Genomic DNA, 5432 nt, shown 5'->3' with positions numbered 1-5432 from the left:
AGCTTGATCAAGCTATTAGCTTTGTCAAGGGGTATATTTCCCTAATGACATATATCAGGTTGGGTTAAGATCCCCCCGCCTGTGGCGACCCCCGAGAAATTGGGGGTTAGGGGATCTCCGAGAGCCAAACATATTAAGCGAACCGGATTGGGACATATATTATAGCGAGCGATCGCTTTCAGGCTCAAGGCTCAATCGGTTCGCTAAAAAGCTAACTGATGATTACTACCCGCTCACAGCAACAAAAAAGCAGATCAAAGGATATTCATTAAGGTTATGGCGCAACGCTATGTGCGAATTCAAAATCAAGAAGGACAGATTTACTATGGGATACTACAACTGTCCCTGAATGTGCAGGTGTTAGATGCTCCGCCTTGGTTACAAGGACAACCCACTGATTTAACTTTGACACCAGAAAATTACCAAATTCTGGCTCCCTGCGCTCCCTCAAAAATTGTGGCAGTGGGTAAGAATTATGCAGAACATGCAGCTGAAATGGGAACTTCAGTACCTTCTGAGCCACTAATCTTTCTTAAGCCACCTACGTCGATCATTCCATCTGAAAGGGAAATTAAGTATCCTCCCCAGTCACAAAGAGTTGACTACGAAGGAGAGTTAGCATTAGTGATTGGCGATTACGTCTTTGAATGTACGCCAGAGGTAGCCCAAACCAAAATTTGGGGCTACACCATCGCCAATGACGTAACAGCGCGGGATTTACAAAAACGGGATGGTCAATGGACGCGAGCCAAAGGTTTTGATACTTTCTGTCCGTTGGGGCCTTGGATCGTGCGGGAATTAAATCCAGGAGCGAGATTGCAAACTTTTGTGAATGACGACGCCAATCCAGTCCAATCTGCCTGTATCAATCAAATGGTGTTTTCTCCCGATGTTCTAGTTTCTTATATCAGTCAGGTTATGACGCTACTACCGGGTGATTTGGTGCTAACAGGTACGCCGGAGGGTGTAAGTCCCTTGCATCCAGGCGATCGCGTCCGCGTTGAAATTGAAGGTATTGGTCGCCTGGAAAACACTGTAGCGCCCCGTTAACTTCTAACGCACCTGCATGTACACTGCATCGGAAATCGCCGGAATTTCCGCATAACGTCCCAGTAGAGACTGAACGGCGGAATATCCAACTGCTGCTACAACGCCTAGAAAGATGGTGTTAGCTAGTGTTTCTATTGCAAAGCCAGTACCAGGAACCTGTCTTAAAACTTGTACCAGTATGGAACACAAAAATATAACTATGTCCAAAAGAATCGCTTGCATTGTGTTGAAACGAATGAAGTGACTGATTTTTTCGTTTCTTACCACTAATAGGAACAAGGCAAAGAACACAATTATTTGTCCAAATTGTCCTAAACTACCGTAAATTATTAGCACTGGTTGCAGTGGTAAAAGCACAACTCGTAGTGGTGGAAACTGATTTAACAAAAAGCTGCCGAAGACTAAACCATCAACTAGGGGCAGCAAATAAGGCAAGGAAGCAAAAATTCGATCTGAAACCGTTGTAGATCCGCGCCAAGACATTATGCGTTCTCCTGTGATTAAATTTTAATAGTTACTTGAGCTTAGGATAACGCAGTTGCTTGGTCTTTCTGGCAAATTCAACTTATTCTATATGGGCGATGCGAAAACCCATCACACACTCATACTGGTCTGGTTGCTGTTGAGTAAGTTTGCGAATGGCTTGACCACAGCGCAGTTGACCCCCACGCCAACGGGGTTGACCGCTTCTGTCAGCGAGTAAACAAGACTGGCAAACTTGCTCAGGGGCAAGGATTTGCTCGTCCATTAAAATGACTAGCATCGAATCCCTCCTGTAAATCCTCATTGTCACCCACATTTCACTCAGGTGAGGATACGCTTTGTAGCGGTTCAAAGAAACGCTGCTTTGTAGGTTGGGCGCGTGCTACGTGGTTAAGTGTTGTGATTTGCGATGGCGTTTTGCGATCGCCTACGGCGATCACACAGGACACTTAAGAGCCACACCCTAACTCTTTGTAGCAAAAATGTGGGCAATCACAATTTAATAAAAATTGTCAAGTGAATCTTACATTTATTGTATGTTGTGTCTATGGCAAATGGAAATTTTAGTAAAAAATCATACAAAAAAAGTTGGCAGTTAACTAGATAGCTATTTAAGGGATGCATTTACAAAATACTGGGGTAAACTTGCAAGCAAGTTAATACACAATATAATTGGGCGGCTCGTCGGTCTGGGCATCACTCACAATGGAACACTGGCAATTTCTGATACAGAAACAAGGCGATCGCTCGTGGCATATCCTAAAATCGCCAAATTTGGAAATTTTGGAAGGGGAGTATAGAGTTTTGGCTCGTTCTAACCTTCCTAATACTGACGTGGAAGTGCGGCTAACTCACTCCTCAACCCAGGAAGTTCTACCAAAGCGGCGAATTTTCAAGCGATCGCGTCGCACTAATTCAGAAGGTTTAATGGCGCTAATTCCCTTTACCTACTTCCATCCGGGAGTTTGGGAGTTTCGCTGTATCGGCGATTTGATGTCGGATCTACTCGGTAAATCTTGGCAATACAGTGTCCAACTTCAAGTATTGTGCCAGGAAGTAGAGGGGAAGCAGGGGGAGCAGGGGGAGCAGGGGGAGCAGGGGGAGCAGGGGGAGAATGTAAAATCAAATTTACCCGATCGCCTAGATACTGTTTCTGAAAACTTGGAATGCACTGTCCCAGTAGAACCCGCAATTGCGTTAGATAAAGCGATCGCAGTCTTTGCAGAACTGCTAATTACTACAGACGACAACCCGGTTACTATTGTTGTGCCAGATGAAGAGAACTTAGAATACACTGCCCCAGAAGAAACCGAAATGACGCTAGATAAAGCGATCGCAAAAGAACAAGCGGTTACTACAGACAATAACCCCGTTACTATTGAGCCGTAAAACACTTTTGAATTGTATAATTTCAATAGAATTTATTATTTAATTCACAAGTTTTCGCCGCTTGCATAAAATTTGGTTTATTGTGTATTAACCATTTAAAATTATTATTAAATTGCGAGGCTACTTTTATAATATACTTAAAAATAGCGAAAATCAGAATTTTTTGTAAGTGATTTCTGATTATACAAAAGAAGAATCTTGCAAAACAAAAGAGTACAATATAATTATCATTTAAAAGGTAAAAAAATGATTGAAATTCAAGAAAATCCTGGCCTTTACCATCCAGACTTCGAGCATGATGCCTGTGGCATCGGATTCAGAGCTCATCTCAAGGGAAGAAAATCACATCAGATTGTAGCGGATGCTATCGTGATGCTCGAGAGGATGGATCACCGCGGAGCATGCGGTTGTGACCCGAACACTGGTGACGGAGCGGGAATTCTGATACAAATTCCCCATGAATACCTTTTAGACGAATGCAGGAAGACCGGATTCAAGCTTCCGGCCCTGGGTAATTATGGTTTGGGGATGATCTTTTTTCCTCATGATGAGAAAGAAAGAGAAGAGTGCAGAGAGATTCTGAACCGCAAAATTGAGAAATTCGGCATGGAGTTGCTGGGTTATCGTAAGGTTCCTACTCAAAACGAAACACTGGGCGAAGGATCCGGTTCTGTTGAGCCGTGGGTTGAGCAGGTGTTTATTAAAAAACCTTTTGACCTGACGGACGACATCAGCTTTGAAAGAAAGCTTTATGTCTTAAGGCAATATGCCACCAGGATCATCAGGGAGTCTGTTTTGGGAGCCGTAGAACATTTTTATTTCTCCTCACTTTCCTGTCGTACTGTATCTTATAAAGGACAGTTGACTACCAATCAGTTGAAATATTATTTCCCTGATCTTACCAACAAGAATGTGGTTTCTGCATTCGCCATTGTACACTCAAGATTCTCAACCAACACTTTCCCATCCTGGAAACTGGCCCAACCTTTCAGATATATCGCTCACAATGGTGAGATCAACACCGTGAAAGGTAACGTGAACTGGATCAGGGCGGCTGAAAGTACTTTCTACTCTGAGTTTTTTACGGAAGAAGAGATGAACATGATTCTTCCGATCTGTGATAAAGGCAATTCTGATTCAGCTCAGCTGGATAACGCCATTGAGCTTCTGTACCTGTCGGGCAGATCGCTTCCGCATGTGATGATGATGCTGGTGCCCGAAGCCTGGGACGGTAACGACCAGATGGATCCGAACAGAAAAGCATTCTACGAATACCATGCGGCCATAATGGAGCCGTGGGATGGTCCTGCTTCTCTTTCTTTCACTGATGGAAAGATTGTGGGTGCCACACTGGACAGGAACGGTTTGCGTCCGTCAAGATACTGGGTTCTGAATGACGACACGGTGATCATGGCTTCTGAAGCCGGGGTATTGGACGTTGATCAGTCGAAAGTCGTATCAAAAGGCCGTTTGCAACCGGGCAAAATGTTCGTAGTTGACATGGAACAGGGAAGAATCATCCCTGATGAAGAATTAAAAGCTGAAATTTGCTCAAGACAACCTTATCAGGAATGGTTAGACGAATACAAAATTAAGATTGCAGAATTGCCTGATTCTATCAGGCCATATACCAAATATGACAGTGCGGCCCTTTTGAAACGCCAGATTACCAACGGATACACTTCAGAAGACCTGAGGATGATTCTCGGACCAATGGCCTCATCAGGTAAAGAAGCGATCGGCTCTATGGGTATTGATACCCCTCTGGCCATCCTTTCTGAGCAAAGCCAGCATATCTCCTATTATTTTAAGCAGTTGTTTGCCCAGGTAACCAACCCGCCGATCGATTCGATCAGAGAGCGTTCTATCATGTCGCTGATCTCATTCGTGGGTTCGGCTGAGAACATCCTGACAGAATCGCCATTGCACTGCCGCCAGGTGCAGCTGGAGCAACCTGTACTGACCATCAAAGAGTTTGATAAACTCAGATTTGTGGATCACCAGGGTTTCCAGGCCAAAACGATCAATACTTACTTCAATGCTCATCATGAAAATCCGGGCAAATCACTTGAATTTGCTTTGGAAAGGATTTGCAGGTATGCTGCAGATGCCATTTATGATGGTTTTGAAATCCTGATACTTTCTGACAGGGCGATTGACTCTGACCATGCTCCGGTGCCTTCATTGCTGGCTACTGCGGCCGTTCATCACTACCTGATCAAAAAAGGTCTGAGAGGTAAGGTCGGTATCCTGGTAGAGTCAGGTGATGTGTGGGAAACCCATCATTTTGCTACGCTGATCGGTTATGGTGCTTCGGGCATCTGTCCTTACATGGCTTTCGAGACCATTTCGGACATGAACAAAAGAGGCCTGATCGAAGGAGAAGAGCTTAAAGATGAAGTATTACACAAAAACTATATCAAAGCGGTAGACAAAGAATTGCTGAAGATCTTCTCTAAAATGGGAATTTCGACGCTTCAGTCATACCAGGGAGCCCAGATCTTCGAGTG

At 44.2% G+C, this 5432-nt stretch carries 5 protein-coding genes and 1 pseudogene; 4 read left to right on the top strand and 2 right to left on the bottom strand.

Annotated features, from left to right (window positions below; all coding sequences use genetic code 11):
- The first annotated feature begins 276 nt into the window (after window positions 1-276).
- Window positions 277-1050: a fumarylacetoacetate hydrolase family protein gene (locus LC574_RS24520; protein WP_229456156.1), complete on the top strand. Its 774-nt coding sequence runs from the start codon at window positions 277-279 to the stop codon at window positions 1048-1050.
- A 3-nt stretch (window positions 1051-1053) separates the two neighbouring features.
- Here LC574_RS24520 and LC574_RS24515 read toward each other — a convergent pair whose 3' ends face one another.
- Together LC574_RS24515 and LC574_RS24510 are read right to left on the bottom strand one after the other, a co-directional pair.
- Window positions 1054-1533, bottom strand: coding sequence for a Tic20 family protein (locus LC574_RS24515; protein ID WP_229456155.1), 480 nt, complete (start codon window positions 1531-1533; stop codon window positions 1054-1056).
- Window positions 1534-1615: 82 nt separating this feature from the next.
- Complete coding sequence (locus LC574_RS24510) at window positions 1616-1813, bottom strand: hypothetical protein (protein WP_109010096.1); 198 nt, start codon at window positions 1811-1813, stop codon at window positions 1616-1618.
- 23 nt (window positions 1814-1836) lie between these two features.
- On the opposite strand from LC574_RS24510, the gene LC574_RS24505 reads away from it, so the two are divergent.
- The 3 genes and pseudogenes from LC574_RS24505 to LC574_RS24495 all read left to right on the top strand — a co-directional run.
- Window positions 1837-1986 carry a hypothetical protein gene (locus LC574_RS24505; RefSeq protein ID WP_229456154.1) on the top strand — a complete coding sequence of 50 codons (150 nt, stop codon included), beginning with the start codon at window positions 1837-1839 and terminating at the stop codon, window positions 1984-1986.
- Between the two features lie 252 nt (window positions 1987-2238).
- Window positions 2239-2598 (top strand): annotated as a pseudogene (locus LC574_RS24500) (hypothetical protein); the annotation flags it as partial.
- 570 nt (window positions 2599-3168) lie between these two features.
- Window positions 3169-5432: glutamate synthase central domain-containing protein (locus LC574_RS24495; RefSeq protein WP_306422152.1), on the top strand; the 2264-nt coding region annotated here is incomplete at its 3' end.

The organism is Nostoc sp. CHAB 5715, assembly GCF_020829685.1.
In the GTDB taxonomy this organism is placed as follows: Bacteria; Cyanobacteriota; Cyanobacteriia; order Cyanobacteriales; family Nostocaceae; genus Nostoc.
Note: the sequence above shows the minus strand (reverse complement) of the source record. Positions and strands in the feature narration are given on the sequence as shown.